Annotated in this window: 8 protein-coding genes, 1 tRNA gene and 3 pseudogenes; 5 read left to right on the top strand and 7 right to left on the bottom strand. The window is 44.7% G+C overall.

The window, feature by feature from the left end; genetic code table 11:
- Positions 1–1,197: 1,197 nt before the first annotated feature.
- The 3 genes from rnt to A4A68_RS01460 all read left to right on the top strand — a co-directional run bounded on the left by rnt (position 1,198) and on the right by A4A68_RS01460 (position 5,492).
- Positions 1,198–1,902 (top strand): ribonuclease T, encoded by a 705-nt coding sequence (gene rnt / locus A4A68_RS01450; protein ID WP_067565762.1) that lies wholly within the window; start codon positions 1,198–1,200, stop codon positions 1,900–1,902.
- Positions 1,903–3,196: 1,294 nt separating this feature from the next.
- Positions 3,197–4,603 carry a replicative DNA helicase gene (dnaB, locus tag A4A68_RS01455; RefSeq protein WP_067565765.1) on the top strand — a complete coding sequence of 469 codons (1,407 nt, stop codon included), beginning with the start codon at positions 3,197–3,199 and terminating at the stop codon, positions 4,601–4,603.
- Between the two features lie 361 nt (positions 4,604–4,964).
- On the top strand, positions 4,965–5,492 hold the full coding sequence (locus A4A68_RS01460; protein WP_067565768.1) for a single-stranded DNA-binding protein: 528 nt from the start codon (positions 4,965–4,967) through the stop codon (positions 5,490–5,492).
- A 1,003-nt stretch (positions 5,493–6,495) separates the two neighbouring features.
- On the opposite strand, the gene lapB is transcribed toward A4A68_RS01460, so the two are convergent.
- From lapB to panB, 7 genes and pseudogenes are all read right to left on the bottom strand, one after another.
- Positions 6,496–7,659, bottom strand: coding sequence for a lipopolysaccharide assembly protein LapB (lapB, locus tag A4A68_RS01470; RefSeq protein ID WP_067565771.1), 1,164 nt, complete (start codon positions 7,657–7,659; stop codon positions 6,496–6,498).
- Positions 7,653–7,844: a hypothetical protein gene (locus tag A4A68_RS03680; protein WP_231938064.1), complete on the bottom strand. Its 192-nt coding sequence runs from the start codon at positions 7,842–7,844 to the stop codon at positions 7,653–7,655. The genes lapB and A4A68_RS03680 overlap by 7 nt, the downstream gene beginning before the upstream one ends.
- Before the next feature lie 351 nt (positions 7,845–8,195).
- Positions 8,196–8,945 carry a phosphatidylglycerophosphatase B gene (pgpB, locus tag A4A68_RS01480; protein WP_067565774.1) on the bottom strand — a complete coding sequence of 250 codons (750 nt, stop codon included), beginning with the start codon at positions 8,943–8,945 and terminating at the stop codon, positions 8,196–8,198.
- A gap of 628 nt (positions 8,946–9,573) precedes the next feature.
- Entirely contained in the window at positions 9,574–10,407 is an 834-nt protein-coding gene (gene truA, locus A4A68_RS01485) for a tRNA pseudouridine(38-40) synthase TruA (RefSeq protein WP_067565777.1), read from the bottom strand.
- Between the two features lie 389 nt (positions 10,408–10,796).
- Positions 10,797–11,800 (bottom strand): annotated as a pseudogene (locus A4A68_RS01490) (DUF3410 domain-containing protein).
- Positions 11,801–12,510: 710 nt separating this feature from the next.
- Positions 12,511–13,368: a pantoate--beta-alanine ligase gene (gene panC / locus A4A68_RS01495; RefSeq protein ID WP_067565780.1), complete on the bottom strand. Its 858-nt coding sequence runs from the start codon at positions 13,366–13,368 to the stop codon at positions 12,511–12,513.
- A 16-nt stretch (positions 13,369–13,384) separates the two neighbouring features.
- A pseudogene (gene panB, locus A4A68_RS01500) lies at positions 13,385–14,170 on the bottom strand (3-methyl-2-oxobutanoate hydroxymethyltransferase); the annotation flags it as partial.
- Between the two features lie 363 nt (positions 14,171–14,533).
- Between panB and A4A68_RS01505 the strand changes: the two are divergent.
- Positions 14,534–14,605, top strand: a tRNA-Arg gene (locus A4A68_RS01505).
- Positions 14,606–15,361: 756 nt separating this feature from the next.
- Positions 15,362–16,112: pseudogene (gene gloB, locus A4A68_RS01510) on the top strand (hydroxyacylglutathione hydrolase).
- The last annotated feature ends 177 nt before the right edge of the window (positions 16,113–16,289 follow it).

Genomic DNA, 16,289 nt, shown 5'->3' on the forward strand with positions numbered 1-16,289 from the left:
ATGCCTTTCCGGCGTCCAACGGTAATTTCAAGGAAAAGTTGCGATCAAATTATTGTAAATTCGTTTGTTGCTGGTGACTGACTTGATTCCGCAGGTGGAACATCCCTTTGTCGTCGATGTAGTGCGCAACATATCCTGAAGCAGCGCAACTATATGGGCTGACGCTAGCGCAGGTGATAACGCTACCGAGCAGCGTTCGTTGCCATTGCTGACGGCTTGGTCCTAAAGACACGCAAACAGACAAATCTTTTCATACGCCACTGCTGGTAGCGCTCTTGCAGAACGCTGACGCGAAACACCACTTATGGCACAGGATAAGTGATTCCGTATTACCAATGCTGATTGCTTCATCCGAAGCCTAGCGCATTGCACAGGCCAACTATGTGAAGCACCAAAACTTTTTTTTGGCCGTCTGATTCAGACAGTGCTAACTTGTCGCAAAAATTGACACAATTCCGCTTGGCGCGGTGCAAAGTTTCGTCAGTTATAAATCACTTTTTTATGCAATTATTAAAAAGCTGATTGGACACATGACTCTAAAATAGTCGCACTGCGGAGGAACAGAACGACAACGTTGTACTATCGGTTAATCTGAAATGGAGCGTTGCTGAAATCATCGGTATTTTGCAGACGTTACTGCTGGCGTTAAAAAATAGATGTCCATCGCAAATAATACGCCGATATTTGTCATGAGTGTTAACCATAACGCTTATGAGCTCCTTTTTTAGCACCAACTGTCTGGTTTTAGTGGTTGACATTGTCAATGACAACTTCGGAATTACTCTTACATTCTCGGCACGTCTCCTCCTCCATGGGCTGACAAAGTTATGATTCGCAATTAAGCTAATCCCGAACTAAGCCGTAAATTGATTGGCATATATTTCCGCGTGCCGACGCCGAACGATTCAGTGATCGCTCTGATCGCGTGTCTAAAAAACCGGCTTGCTATAAAAAGCATATAAGCAAAACTAATCAGATTAGTGTCTACTGATTTCAACGGCAATAAGCTAACCTCTGTATTCGATATCATAGCACATGGTACTTGCATGGTAAGTTTAACAACTTGGTAGCTTAGTCAGAACGGCCGGCACCCAAGAGTTCACGTCTGTTTTTCCGTCCCGACTGCACAACTCCACATGCAAGACGTGCCAAAATTTGCCATAATAGTTAATAAATTTGATGAACCCAAGAATAGGCATGGCTGCGCAAGACGATTTAACTACTCTCCGAGCCCGCTTTCGCGGCTTTTATCCTGTTGTTATTGATGTAGAAACCGCAGGCTTTAACGCTGCGACTGATGCTCTGTTGGAAATTGCTGCTGTAACCTTAAAGATGGATAACAGTGGCTGGTTGCAGGCTGACTCTACTCGGCATTTTCACGTCGATCCTTTTCCCGGCGCGCTGCTGCAGCCGGAAGCGTTGTCCTTTAACGGTATAGATCCGCATAATCCGCTCCGTGGCGCAGTTAGTGAGTATGAGGCTCTGCATGAAATTTTTAAAATGGTACGTCAGGGGATTAAAGATCAAGATTGCAACCGCGCCATTATCGTTGCTCACAACGCCGCCTTCGATCATGGTTTCCTAATGGCTGCAGCCTCACGCGTTGGTTTAAAGCGTAATCCTTTCCATCCTTTCGTTACTTTTGACACTGCGGCACTAAGTGGCCTGGTGCTTGGACAGACTGTATTGGCCAAAGCTTGCGCCGCGACCGGTATCGCCTTTGACAAAGGTGAAGCACATTCTGCGTTGTATGATACAGAACGTACCACAATACTATTCTGTGAATTAGTTAATCGTTGGAAACGTCTTGGCGGCTGGCCACTCGCACTATCCGAACAGGGCGACATCGGAGAAGAGACAATTGACGCACAAAATCACAAAAATTCGACTCTCGATTTATAGCGTCTCAGTTCGGTAATATTGCAAGCAAGAACTATCTGAAGCGTTGAATAGCTTTTTGTAGTGGTTAAGAAATTTGTATCGCGTTTATTATACGCTAAGTGCCGGATCACGGCCTGTGCTTGCTACAGGTTTTTACTAATCATAGCGCATGGACATGAACAAAATATTTAATATGGATCTTTATCCGCTGAGTATTTTGTTCACTCTCCGACTTTTAAGTTAAAGAAGACCTTATAAATGAATATGCATAATTACTAACAGTATTAATCATTTCTGTAGTGTCTATGAATTTCTTGCTCTAAAATATATACAAAGGCGCATTACCTGATTCAATTATAAGCATGGAATAATCAACGGCTCATTACATACATCAAACCATGCCTTCTCTATTTTAGAGCAAATCATAACTGCACCATTAGGGGCTATTATGACTTACAGATAGATTATAAAAAATCACCGTGTATCTTATGAAAGACCATTATAGAATGTAAGCTTAAAACAAGATTTTACTTATGTTTTGATAATTAATGCATAATCTATTTATAAGGTTTTCTCTGACTTAAGTGTCAGAGAGTGAACAAAATACTCAACTGGTATAGCGGTATAATTTGAATTTACATACCAATATCAAACGTCTTGGTTGTAAAATATTGCATAATTATACTAGTATTCAGGATATGTCGTGGTGTTTCATAGGACAAAAGGTAAAAAGAAAAAATTAAGAATAAGAGTCTACATCAATGATGACAATAAGAAACAGTAACATTACGAATTCCTCTTCACGCATATGCTCAGTGGGACATCCTTTTCGTCAAGCGCTGCGTGAAACGCTAAGCGTAACTAGGCAGCCCAGTTTTATGGGAAAACCTACCAAGTAGTAAGAGCGGAAATTATCGGGAATGGAAAGGATATCTCAGCCATTGAGCTTCTCTATCAGAGTCGAGAGAGCATCAATCGTCTGTGCGCGGCCTCGCGCTTACAATACTATCTAGTAGCGTGATAAGTACAGACTTTACAGAAAATCGCGCAGGGGATGATCCTGGCTGCGCTTAAGGTATAGAAATCACCGCACTAGCACCAACACTGGTATTAGTGCGAATTGAGTGAAAACGGCGCTGATATCTCAAAACCTGCGATCAAGTAAATTGTCACTTAATAACTCCTTCATTTCTCGAAAATGGCTAAATACGTTTATTACGTTCTCTTGAAATATTTTAATAATCATAAGCCTGCTGCGTAGTTTGCAAAGCACATAGGATCTTGACGGACTTTTAGATAGGTAAAGTATTCTTGCATGTCAGAAAAAAATCCGTTTAATAACGAAAATTTTGCCAGAGATCGCCAAGCTGAAGGCTTGAAGATGCCGCCTCATTCGCTGGAAGCAGAGCAGTCGGTGTTGGGCGGTTTGATGTTGGATAACGAACGTTGGGATAATGTTGCCGAACGGGTAACTGGCAATGATTTTTTTAATCGCCCCCATCGCCTTATCTTCGGTGAGATGCAGCGTTTATTGGAGCTGAATAAACCTATTGATCTGATCACGCTTTCGGAATCTCTGGAACAAAAAGGGAAACTAAATGCGGTCGGCGGATTCGCCTATCTGGCTGAGCTATCAAAAAACACCCCTAGTGCCGCTAATATTTCCGCTTATGCCGATATTGTGCGCGAACGGGCTGTAATACGAGAAATGATAAGTGTTGCTCATGAGATCGCAGATGCTGGTTATGATCCTCAGGGACGAAGTAGTGAAGCTTTGCTTGATCTGGCGGAGTCGCGAGTATTCCAGATAGCAGAAAATCATGCCAGCAAGGATGAAGGCCCAAAGAGCATCGACCGTGTTCTTGAGGATACAGTGGCACGCATTGAACAGCTTTATCAGAAGCCGCATGACGGCGTGACCGGCGTATCTAGTGGTTATCTCGATCTCGATAAAAAAACTGCCGGACTGCAAAAGTCGGATTTGATCATCGTAGCCGCACGCCCCTCCATGGGGAAAACGACCTTCGCTATGAACCTGTGCGAAAACGCCGCGATGACAGAGGCTAAACCAGTACTTATTTTCAGCCTAGAGATGCCTAGCGAACAGATTATGATGCGTATGTTAGCGTCGCTTTCACGTGTCGATCAAACTCGGATTCGTACCGGTCAGCTGGACGATGAGGATTGGGCGCGGATATCCAGCACCATAGGGATTCTTTTGGAAAAACGCAACATGTATATCGATGACTCATCGAGTCTAACCCCGACAGACGTGCGCTCTCGCGCACGACGGGTATTCCGCGAACATAATGGTTTGAGTCTGATTATGATAGACTATCTTCAACTGATGCGAGTGCCGTCGCTATCTGACAACCGCACGCTGGAAATAGCAGAAATTTCTCGTTCGCTAAAGGCGTTGGCTAAAGAACTGCAGGTGCCAATGGTGGCGTTGTCCCAATTAAACCGTAGCCTAGAACAACGAGCCGACAAACGTCCCGTCAACTCCGATCTGCGCGAGTCCGGTTCTATCGAGCAAGACGCTGATCTGATTATATTTATCTACCGTGATGAGGTCTATCACGAGAATAGCGATATGAAAGGTATTGCTGAAATTATTCTCGGTAAGCAGCGAAACGGTCCCATTGGCACCGTGAGACTAACCTTTAACGGACAGTGGTCACGATTCGACAATTATGCTGCTCCGAAATATGAAAATAGGTGATTATACTCGACGCTTTTCCTACGTTTTTATTAACTAATTTCATTCAAATCTCTTTATGTGATATTATAATGAGTAACATGAGAGAGTCATATTTTTGACAAAATGTTAATATGCTTCATATCCGATTTTCCATTAATGACGGAGATAGGCGAAAAGCGATACAACATAAGCAATTGTCTTTGTAGTTAACAAAATCGTACAGGGGGAGACGATAAACTAATATACATCTAGTATTGATTGAAGCAATCTGCTGCACAAGCTTTAAGATGATTAGTCCAAGTTGTAAAACTTGTTCTTTAAGCGTTACTAATAGTAGACTTGAACAATTAAACTTAGCCGTTCATCTTATCAGGAGACCCTCATGGCTAGCAGAGGCGTTAATAAAGTGATTTTAATCGGCAACCTTGGCCAGGACCCAGAAGTTCGCCATATGCCTAATGGTGGTGCGGTAACCAACATGACGCTAGCCACGTCAGAAAGCTGGCGTGACAAGCAGACCGGCGAAATTAAGGAGAAAACGGAATGGCACCGCGTGGTACTATTTGGCAAGCTAGCCGAGGTAGCAGGTGAATATGTGCGTAAAGGGTCTCAAGTATACATCGAAGGATCGTTGCAAACCCGCAAATGGCAAGACCAAAGCGGTCACGACCGTTACACTACCGAAATTGTGGTCAATATAGGCGGTACCATGCAAATGCTTGGAAGACGTCAGGACGTCGCGGTGTCCAGTAGAAGCCAGCAGAGCGGATGGGGCCAGCCTCAGCAACATCACAATCATAATTCACAATTCATCGGTAGTCATGAATTAGCGTCTCGCTGCACACAGAACAACGCTCCGGCGATCAGCCAGGAGCCGCCAATAGACTTTGATGACGATATTCCGTTCTGAAGTTAAGTGTAGAACTACATCCTTAGATTTTTTCTATACAATCCAGTCGTAAGTCAAATTTATTAAAAATGCAAACAGCATATCCTTTATTTATACTAAGACCGATGACGTTCGATATCTCATTCGGCCATCGAAAGCTTAATTTAATATCGTATTTTTTATTTTAGTTCAATAGTTCAATAGCAAGCGACTGGGACATCTCAATTTCTCAATCAAAGCTGATAAGCAAAACACACCTTTGACACCCGTGTCAAAGGTGTGTTTCATCCTCACCGCCAGTGCGGCAGCAGGATCGGTGACTTGGGCAATCGGATTTCAGATCAACATATAAGTCTGCACCTGCGTGCTTATCTGTAACGGTGTCATCACCCGTCACTGATCCCTTGCCTCGCTACTGGCGAGGTGGATACTCGACGTCACTACGAGGTTTTCAGATGCGCAGTTTCCAAGGAAGAACATACCGCCAGTATGGTCAGATACATACATCATGGTCCGCCGGTAATGTTTATCCCAGAAGATCCTCATCGTTCATACTAGCGAGTACTGTGACTGTGATGAGCGCAGGCGCGTCAGATATAAACAGTTTCAGCGCTTCCCTCGCCGCTTCCATCATACGTTAACCCCCGATGGGTATGACATTAATCATCTTACCACGAGTTCTGCTGCCGCGCTGACCGCTTTGGCTTACCTATAGAGGAGATCGTGAAACTTAAAGTCTAGAAAATTGTGAAACCATAGTGCTGGTAGGTCGCGCATCAGCGCCGGTCCAGCTTGGGTAGACATTTGCCGATTTTCAGCCGGCACTTGGAGGTTTCACACGGTCGGTAAACGCTAGCCAGTCAACATAAGCCAGCGATACAATCACAGGCTAAATAGCTTGTTTCGGGCAGGAGAAGATAACGCGTCATGAGACCTCTCTAGTTGGCAGTCAGTTAGCTCAGCCCTGTTAGGATTGAGACAGGGCAACACCATTTGACACTAATGAAGATTTACACTACCAGAATTACTGGCCGTCTAGACCGCGTATGGGTTTGACAGAAGCCCAGGATTTACACGACGGACAACGCCAATACAGGCTATGGGAGGTAAAACCGCATTTCTGACAGCGGTAACGAGGTTTGGTATGGATCTGTTCACCGACCATATCGCGTAGTGTCTGCAGACTTTCTTTAGCGCGACCGTCTTCCACCTCGATAAGATGAAAATTTATCAGCCGGTGAAACATACGCATTGTCGGATGTTGGCGCAACTGCTGGTTGATATAGCACTGAGCGATCTCCGACCCCTGTTCGCGCTCAATAATATCAGTTAACAACAGCTCTGCTGTCGAGCCGACATTTTCTTCTACGCAGAGTTTGAGAAATTTCACCCATTGTGCAGGTTGATCCAACATTTGATAACATTCCTGCAGCATCGGCAGCGTTTCGCTGACCATTTCACGATCTTGACTCAAGACCTGTGTAAGTTCTCTGACCGCGCCTGCATAATTTCGCTTCACCATGTAGATTCTAGCGAGCATAATAGACACCCGCGCGCTGTTTTTGTCAGCAGCCAATCCTTTTTGCAGCAGCGCAATGGCACGATCCATATCGTCACTACCTATTGCCTGTAGGGCCAGCTCACAGTAAAAATGTGCTATTTCCAGTCGGTGGTGCTCTTTACCGAGTTTAACCAGTTTTTCCGTAACGTCTATCGCCTTCGACCATTCGCTGGTTGCCTGATGGATTTGCAAAAGCAGATTCAATGCGCTCACCCGGAAATCATCTTCGTTCACTAATTGGGTAAACATATCTTCAGCGCGATCGTAAAAACCGGCTGCCATATAATCACGACCCAGTTGTTGAATGGCTAATAACCGCTGTTTTAGGGTTAACGACGTGCTTTCCATTAATGCCTGGTGGATGCGGATAGCGCGATCGACTTCTCCTCGGGCACGGAACAGATTGGATAGCGTCAGATGTGCTTCAAATGTGTTGCTGTCCTCCTTGTCAAGGAAAAGATTCACCGTCTCATCCTGCTGATTAGATAATAGAAAATTTGCTCCGGCGTCTTTCTCTCTAGAAAGACGATTTTCTGCCTGCTGTTTATCTTGCTGCACGTCTTTGCGCCCCATATGCCAGCCATAGACGACAGCTACTGGCAGCAACAAAAACAGCAATTCTAACATAATACGTTATTCCTTAGGCGCAACAGCAGAAATTCCTGCTGTTGCGTGATGGTCGTCGTGTCCAATTGTTTCACCTTGCGTTCAGTCCGCATTAGTAGAACGCGCAGGCGTAGCTTGGATAAGCCATAGGTGACCAAGCCGATGACAGGGCTAGCAGCGAATAATGAAGTGAATAAGGTCGACATATGACTTTGCACAAGAAAATAGTTGAAAGTCATCACTTGATTATTGTGCGCACCAAAGGCAACTTAGGTAATAAAAATCACTAACACTAGTAAAATTATCAGAACATATTTCACATGATTTCCTGCAAATCGTGTTAGTTGTATGTTTTAGACGTTTATTGCATCTGACATCAATGAAAACAATGCCCCTTTCCCTGTGAGAAATGACAGGTCCTCCGACGGAATACTTTGTTGCGGCGGTGAATATCTTGCGCACGCTGAATATAGATACTATAGGGGCGCTGAAGGGAAAACCCAACCTCGGCGGTACTTTCTCTTTGCAGGTCGAGTGCAAGGAACGCTTGGTCCTCTTTAACTGTAAGATCCGATATTCGTCCTTTCTTCCGGTGTTAGCGTGCCTATCCAACGCTGCACCAACCAGCACCCGAGGATTATTACTAACCAACTAACGGCGATACTCATGACTATATCCAACGGCCAATGCATACCGAGCACCATTCGGCTGACCATCACACCGTTAGCCCAAACCATCAGTACTACAGTGGGGATTATATACTGACGTGACCAAAGTAATCCCACAGCCAACAACGCCCAACTGGCGGCAAATATCGTGTGACCAGAAGGAAACGAAAAATAAGTTTCATTCCCCCAATGCTTTTGCAGCCAGGGCGGAATCATCTGCTGCTCTTTCAGCTTCCGTTTCATCGTCACGCTCCGATCTTTTTGTGGCATTGCGGAAAACACTTTAACGTCGATCGCATAATGTTTTTCCATCCATATTACGTAGGGTCTAAGTGTTTGCACCTGTTCTTTGATGAAAGATTTTATGCTTTGCCCGATAAGTAAGATCGCGGTTAAAATCACCACCAACCTCAAAGCTGACTTAAGACGATAACGCAAGCACCAGAGAAACAAGCTTATCAGCAGCGCGCTAGCCAAAGCTCCACATGTAGATGTAACGGTTTGCGTTATCCAATACCACTCTTTTAGCCAGCGGTAATTATTTTCCGCCCGCCACTTCCAGCCGCTAGCCCAGAGCAGTAGCGGAAATACCATCAGCATTAGCGCGCCTATGCCGGTGCGTTTTGCAATTTCAGCCATTGAATTTCCTTTATCTATGGATTAGCTTTTATGGCACGCAACGGCCGAAAGCAAGCTTAACAGAAAGCTCCTTAACATGGAAAATGGTGTGTTATAGGGTAATTTATGACATAGTATCGTTGCTTCCTGTCAGTTCAAATGTTCTCCCAACTATTCATCCTGCACTGCAAGTGCGGTTTCACCAGATTGCATTCTCCACCGGATATCGACATTCTGATACAAGCCAGAGGCATTGTATCGCTTGACACCAAATTTCAGGACATCATCTATTCACTGAACATAGAGCATATTGAGATCAGAGTTAATAGATACGCTCAAAGCTTCCGATAGTCATAGTTTTGACTTTTCGCCGCCTCATTGCGTCGTGACCAGCAGGAATTCCGTACTTATACCGTACTGCTGCAAGTATTGATGTAGTATTCCTTTGATAAACGACATCAGGATGATATAAGTTCCGATTACCGGATAACACAATACTAACCTATAAGATCGCAGGCCTTAATGGCTACTGCTTTAATGATTGAACAAGCACGGCACTCTCTCAGTCTATTAGCCATTGTAATATATAAGTCAGTGCCGACGAATCGATGTAATCACAACGCTAATCGATAAGAATAAACGTTTAATCTTAAAAACATAATGGCCCCGACGACGACGTGGGCAAGATGAAACGCGACGGATAATCTATCCCAACTAAGTACAGCCCCTCTGCACGGGCGGTGGGGCCAGCCTGTGTTCGGTCTCGGTATGCTAGCAAGTCGGAGACCCAATTTTCTGACTGGTTTCCAGATCCTACTATTAGTAGACTGCCTACAATATTACGAACCATATGATGCATAAAAGCATTAGCTTTGATATCGATCACGACATAGTATCCCTGACGCGTAACGTGCAGATAGTGCACGTTACGCCAAGGGCTAGTCGATTGGCACTGCAAAGAACGAAAAGATGTGAAATCGTTTTCGCCTAATAAACACTGGCCTGCACGCGCCATCGCCGGTGCATCGATCGGGTAATAACAATAGGTTAACCCGCGACTGAGTAGCGCCGAGCGCAGGGGATGATTATAAATAATATAACGGTAACGCCTAGCAGTCGCGCTGAAACGTGCATGAAAATCGTCCGGCACTGACGTTACCCAACGCACGGCAATATCAGCCGGCAGATTGGCATTAACACCGAGCGCCCAAGCGGCATATGATCGCCGAGATCGGGTTTCGAAATGAACGACCTGCCCCGTGGCATGCACACCGGCGTCGGTACGGCCGGCGCCATAAATCGAGACAGTTTCATCAGCGACAGTTGATATTGCATGTTCTAGGCACGCTTGTACGCTCGCAAGTTCTTTCTGACGCTGCCAGCCGTAATAAGCGCTACCATCATATTCAATCCCAAACACTAGCTTCATCGTTCCGTCATTATCTGTTACCGGCAATGCTACATCGCGCCGAAAGAGAGGCATCGTTTATAGTGTCATTATGCGCTGGTTTTGGCTGTTAAGTTCTCTGAGGTAAACACCGATATCGGGGTGACGCTAAAGCTAGTATTATCCACCACCGACCTCAGAATATCTGCTACCTCAATCATGTTGCAGTTACGGTAATCGAAAAGTGCGTCATTATTCACGCCAAGCACGTTCGTCAGAGTACACAAGCCGCTAACATCAACTGCCAGGCAGTTGATGAACGAAGGCTACAAAACATACAACACCAGGGCCTACATGCTGATGACACCGTTTCGCCGAAGTTGCACTTGCTAGACAAGCAAAAGCTTTTTGTTTTTATTGCTTGTGAACGGCCGAGTCTGGAACTCTAACTGTTGCAGTACATCCGCGCCAATGCTGTTGTCGGTTTACACGCACAGTAACGACCATTCTCTGCGCTGACAATAATTTTTGCGCAAGCGATCGACTACCATGCAGTCCAGTTATGCAGCGTAACTACATTTTATCTCGCCGAACATATAGACTAGATGTACCAATAGACGCAGCGCTTCTTCATCAATTGCTCCCAGCAAACGGATACGCTCCACCTCCGGTGGAGGCAATAGTTGCGCTAGGCGCGCGCTTATCATTGCCGATATAAGCGCTGTAGGCATCAAAAATCTGCGTTATACCGCATGACTTGCCTTCCAGAGTATATCGGCGATTGGACGATTCCAATATCAACGCGGCTAGCAGCGGCAACGACAGCGCTGGCTCTGCCTCCCAGACGTCCAGCACAACACTTAGCGATTTACCGCCTTTAGTGCCCGCAGTAATGCGACGGTATCCACTACCGCGCCTCGGCAATCGTTGATGATAATACGGCCGGCCGAAATAGCCACCAATAAAGCTTTATCTACTTGATGCAGCTAGCAGTCAGCCAGCACGCATGAAAGGCGTATGGAGCGTCAGCTCATTCGCCTCAGCCACTAGCGTTTCCAACAGTTTCCAGTTACCTGAGCGCCGGTCTCCGCCAGCGGCGGATCGTACAGTAAAGTGCGTACGGAGGCGTCGTTGTAGTAGACAGCCGCCGATATTTTCAGCATTCACAATACCGAAGGTTTTGTCGCGTAGAGAGAAACCGTCTCGCTGCACCGCCAGAGTAACGCAAAGGACATACTCTGCTACCGAAATGGTATTACAGATAGGGGCAAAAACCAATCCCCGCTTGTGCTAACCAGTCCACATCTTACATCCACATGATCGCTAACAACGGTAGCACCGTACCAACAAATTTCACCTGACTACCATTGAGTAGGGTGCTATCGACACGAATTACCAAACGCACTATTAGCGCGCCGGCCAGTGCCGGCGTAAAAATCCCTCTGCCAACCATAGTCTGTACGTTGTTAATACGCCCAAATAGCGTCACAGCATAAGGCGAATTTCATCCATCACATTGAATTCCGTCAGTACAATTCCATCAGGCGTTAAATGAAGGACCATAAGGTATTCCAGTTTATTATATACTTCACTTCATCATCGTTGGTATAAACTTGTTATTAAGCTCCCCGTTAGTGTCGCTCTCCTGGCGTTGCCTGACTTGCACTGTCTGTTATCCTGCCATGATGTGATAAAGATTGATGTGATCTGCCTTTATTGTAGTAGATAGAACGCAATACAATAATGATCATTCGGTATCGGGAGTGTAACTCTACGCCTGTACGAAGTGAAATTTTCCCTATGGAGGGCTTAAACTAAACAACATCATACCGTCAATATGACCTAGATGGTTCTAAATGCAGGGATTCTATCGAACTATCGATCATGCTTTCTATATTTCCGTGGTGGTATTACAATCTGTATTTTAGATTATTACCATGCTCTCAGTCTTCTAAAAAAATAGTTTGCATTTAATTCCTTGAGAAAATACAGAACGACTATTACTTAAGTAATAATAACCATAATGAAAGGCATATTAACAGTCAGATGCAGTTTTCCATTGTCGTGGTAGCAACTCAGCTATTACTGATAGTAATAGATGATTTTATGCTAACCAACAAGCTTTTAATGCATCGATCCTGATTAGGTGCAAGCCGTTTACTGTAGATACGTTTAAATCAGCTGAGTATGTTTCGCTTACTATTTCATTTGCCTTATGAAATAAGCGTTATCAAGCAACCGAACCTTACCAAGCCAGGCGGTGAATAGCACCACCACTCGCCGACTATCGGCCGTCAGAGGCTTTAGAGTCCGCGCGTCGAGAATGACTAGCGTGTCTGGCCTGAAGCCGATTTGATACAATTCTTTTTCCGCAGAGGTCAACAATGAATTGATGTGGTGTTCACCTTCGCGCAACTGCGCTACTAGTCGCATGAGCACCTGATTAAACTGTGGCGCCCGATAGCGTTCTTCAGCGCTCATATAACTGTTACGAGAACTAAGCGCCAACCCATCAGCGTCGCGCATTGTCGGTATGCTAATAATGTCGATGTCATAGCTCATGTCACGTACCAAGTGGTGAATAAGCGCGAGTTGCTGAAAGTCCTTCTCGCCGAAGCAAGCCACGTCCGGCTGAACCAGATTAAAAAGCTTGCTGACAATAGTAGCGACACCGCGAAAATGGCCCGGTCGGCTCTTACCTTCCAGAACATTGGCGAAACGGAGTACATCAACGACAGTCTGGTTTGAGAGACCGTCTGGGTAAACTGCCGACGTCGCAGGCGCGAACACCATGTCTACGCCGCGCCTTATGAGTCGTTCACAGTCTGCTCGTAGCGTACAAGGATAGGCCGCCAGATCTTCCGGCCGATCGAACTGCATTGGATTGACGAATACACTGACTACAATTTTATCTGCTAGAGCACGCCCTGCGTCAATCAGCGCCATATGCGCTTCATGCAAATTGCCCATGGTCGGGATTAGGGCAATGCGTTTATGTTCCTGACGCCACTGTTTGATCTTCTGACGTAGCGTTGGTGGCGTTTTGATAATCAGCACGGGAGTCTCCTTCGTAATTAAAGCTATGTTCAGACGCAGGAAACTGTCCAGTTTCCACCTCTTGGACGTAGAGGCGTACGGCAGTAGCAATATCCCCGCCTGCTGCCAAAAAATCTTTAGCGAAAGAGGGGGCGCTATTACCGGTAATACCGAGTACATCCTGCATGACCAAGATCTGGCCATCAGTCATAGCACCGGCGCCAATACCGATAACCGGAATGTTTAGCTCATGTGTCACGAGTCCTGCCAGCGTGGCCGGTACGCATTCCAGTACCAACAACTGGATGCCTGCCTGTTCCAGAACTTTCGCGTCGGTCAATAGCTGGTCTGCACCAACCGCATTGCGTCCTTGAATTTTATAGCCGCCGAAGATATTCACCGATTGCGGAGTCAAACCAAGATGACCGCAGACTGGCACTCCCCGCTCTATCAGAGCGCTAACAGTATCAGCCAGCCACGCACCGCCTTCAAGCTTAACCATATTGGCGCCCGCGCGCATTAGCGCTGCTGCATTATCAAAAGCCTGCGATGGCGTCGCGTAACTCATGAATGGCAGATCAGTCAGTAAGAGGCACGAGGGTGCGCCGCGGCGCACGCAGAGGGTATGATAAACCATATCTTGCATAGTGACAGGCAGCGTCGAGTTACGACCCTGGGTGCTCATACCTAGGGAATCGCCTACCAGCATCACCTGAATTCCCTGTTCATCGAACAGTCGGGAAAATGCAGCATCGTAAGCGGTAATAGAAGCGAATTTGTGTTTTTTCTGTTTCCATTGTCGTAAATGAAAAATCGTTGTCATGGTGTACAACCTCTGATAGAAGCGGCCGCTTCAGATTAAAGAACAACAAATTATTTTAATAAAAACTTTACCGTAAATATAGTATTTATCGTACAAATAAGGGAAACATTGCTGTCACGAGAGACACCTTATAAAATCGCAAAATAATTTTACTATAAAATAGTAACATAATAAAGATATAGATACCTATGTTTTAGGAATCGAACAAAGCTTCTGATTCTATTGTATGACTCACTCACAATAAAGCGAGACTTTTCTTCAAAAAACTGACCGCGCCACTTGTTTGATCAGGAATTAAGCAAAGTCGTCATCATATACTTACTTTTGTAGCTAAATAGGCTATAATAGTTTATTGTCTAGTGTGTCTCCGTAGTTAAACGGATATAATAAGCCCCTCCTAAGGGCTAGTTACAGGTTCGATTCCTGTCGGGGACGTTACCATAAAGAAATCTATCAAGATTCATAGCTGTCGTTATGAGTTAAGGGCGAAGGTTTTACACGTAAGACCCTGGTCTGTATACATTAACCGAGACTCAAGTTTAATGCATATAGCGAAAATCTTTTCCTTAAAAGATGTAATCACAACCTTGTTATAGTGAAGCCGAACATAACATTCATTTAACATCGTGACCTCCCTCGACATTACATCTGCAAGCAGATTTTGGAAAGCATTCCCGCTTTATTTGCGCTATGAGACGCTCATAGCTATCGTGAATATGGTAATACATGATTTTGATGCATTCTTGGCACGAATATTAAGAATTCTTATATAAGAAATGGCCGTTTTTGTGTTTTATTATGTTTTGAAGCAAGACAGGCACAAACAATAACGCCCGTTTATCAGTGGCAAACGGTAGAGCGGTATTTACGTACTTACATCAACCATCCTGACTTTCAGCAGGATTTTATGTTGAAAGCTAATTCCCAATATTCGTGCCAACACTACATCAAAATCATGTATTACCATATTCACGATAGCTATGAGCGTCTCATAGCGCAAATAAAGCGGGAATGCTTTCCAAAATCTGCTTGCAGATGTAATGTCGAGGGAGGTCACGATGTTATAGTAATTGCATCACTCTTTGTTAAAAGATCGATAAACATGAGCACATATTAACCATTGCCTACTTCTGACTCATAAAGAATATCACATCTTCACATTTTATGACAGCTAAAAATAACGAGATTACGATGAATCTTATTAGTATTCCCGCATTAGTGGATAATTACATTTGGGTTTACACAATAATGATAGGCGGTGCTTAATAGTCGATCCTGGTGCTGCAACACCAGTATTGCAGGTATCAGCCGCCAACCGTCTAACCCCTGTTGCTATTTTATTAACTCATCATCACCAAGACCATATTGGCGGCGTTAGGGAGTTGCTGCAGCATTTCCCAGTGCCTATCTATGGCCCAGCAGAAACCTGTTTTAAAGGGGCTACGAAAATAGTTAACGAAGGTGATAAGCTAACATTATTAAACTATACCTTTAGCATAATGGCGTTACCTGGTCATACGCTAGGTCATATCGGATTTTATAGCGCACCCTGGCTTTTTTTGCGGAGACACGATTTTTCCCGCCGGTTGCGGCCGCCTCTTTGAGGGTACCACCAAGCACATGTATCAGTCTTTTCAGAAGATCAATCAGCTTCCGTCAGATACTCTTATTTGTGCCGCGCATGAGTACACTTTAAGTAATTTAAACTTTGCTGCTGCCTTGCTACCACGAGATAACATTATCGCTGATTATCAGCGTAAAATTAAAGAGTTACAGTTGCAAAAAACCAAGTCTGTTGACAAAACTGTATTTAGAGCGACAAATTAATCTTTTCTTACGTTGTCATGACGTTGATTTACACAATCAATTAAGTATTCATCCTTCTCCTGGCGAGGAATGGCGCATTTTTGCGGCATTGCGCGAAAAAAAAGATCTTTTCTGAAGATTTAAAAGATATCGTCAATGCATTATAGACATTAGTTAATTGTTTACAAGGTCTTATTGAACTGAACTGACTATTTAATAAACAAAATATACTCTTTGAGTTGGATAACGTGGCTTAACTTGAATGCCACTACTTGAACAAACGTTTTTTTAAAAAACCATGTTTTACATAGCT

It is taken from the genome of Candidatus Doolittlea endobia (genome assembly GCF_900039485.1).
In the GTDB taxonomy this organism is placed as follows: domain Bacteria; phylum Pseudomonadota; class Gammaproteobacteria; order Enterobacterales; family Enterobacteriaceae; genus Doolittlea; species Doolittlea endobia.

Excerpts from the sequence above, each read along its gene's own strand:
- pgpB (WP_067565774.1), bottom strand. The coding sequence starts at position 8,945 with ATGGCTGAAATTGCAAAACGCACCGGCATAGGCGCGCTAATGCTGATG.
- rnt (WP_067565762.1), top strand. The coding sequence starts at position 1,198 with ATGGCTGCGCAAGACGATTTAACTACTCTCCGAGCCCGCTTTCGCGGC.
- dnaB (WP_067565765.1), top strand. The coding sequence starts at position 3,197 with ATGTCAGAAAAAAATCCGTTTAATAACGAAAATTTTGCCAGAGATCGC.
- lapB (WP_067565771.1), bottom strand. The coding sequence starts at position 7,659 with ATGTTAGAATTGCTGTTTTTGTTGCTGCCAGTAGCTGTCGTCTATGGC.
- A4A68_RS01460 (WP_067565768.1), top strand. The coding sequence starts at position 4,965 with ATGGCTAGCAGAGGCGTTAATAAAGTGATTTTAATCGGCAACCTTGGC.
- truA (WP_067565777.1), bottom strand. The coding sequence starts at position 10,407 with ATGCCTCTCTTTCGGCGCGATGTAGCATTGCCGGTAACAGATAATGAC.
- A4A68_RS03680 (WP_231938064.1), bottom strand. The coding sequence starts at position 7,844 with ATGTCGACCTTATTCACTTCATTATTCGCTGCTAGCCCTGTCATCGGC.